Genomic DNA, 337 nt, shown 5'->3' with positions numbered 1-337 from the left:
CCGTGGCGGCGACGATCGCCGTGAAGGTGGTTTCAAGCCCCGTGAAGATCGCGGTGGCTTCAAGCCTCGCGAAGACCGTGGCGGCTTCAAGCCTCGCGAAGACCGTGGCGGCTTCAAGCCTCGCGAAGACCGCGGTGGTTTCCGTGGCGGCGACGATCGCCGTGAAGGTGGTTTCAAGCCCCGTGAAGACCGTGGCGGCTTCAAGCCTCGCGAAGACCGCGGTGGTTTCCGTGGCGGCGACGATCGCCGTGAAGGTGGTTTCAAGCCCCGTGAAGATCGCGGTGGCTTCAAGCCTCGCGAAGACCGTGGCGGCTTCAAGCCTCGCGAAGACCGTGGC

The 337-nt window shown here is 65.6% G+C and carries 1 protein-coding gene; it reads right to left on the bottom strand.

Features of this window, described 5'->3' with window-relative positions; genetic code table 11:
- On the bottom strand, nucleotides 1-337 hold a 337-nt coding region (locus ACIPUB_RS20150), incomplete at both ends, for a hypothetical protein (protein ID WP_407609007.1).

Origin of the sequence: Paeniglutamicibacter sp. ORCA_105 (genome assembly GCF_045798545.1) — a bacterium.
Classification (GTDB): Bacteria; Actinomycetota; Actinomycetes; order Actinomycetales; family Micrococcaceae; genus Paeniglutamicibacter; species Paeniglutamicibacter sulfureus.
The sequence above is the reverse complement of the archived record's forward strand: the minus strand, read 5'-3'. Positions and strand labels throughout refer to the sequence as shown.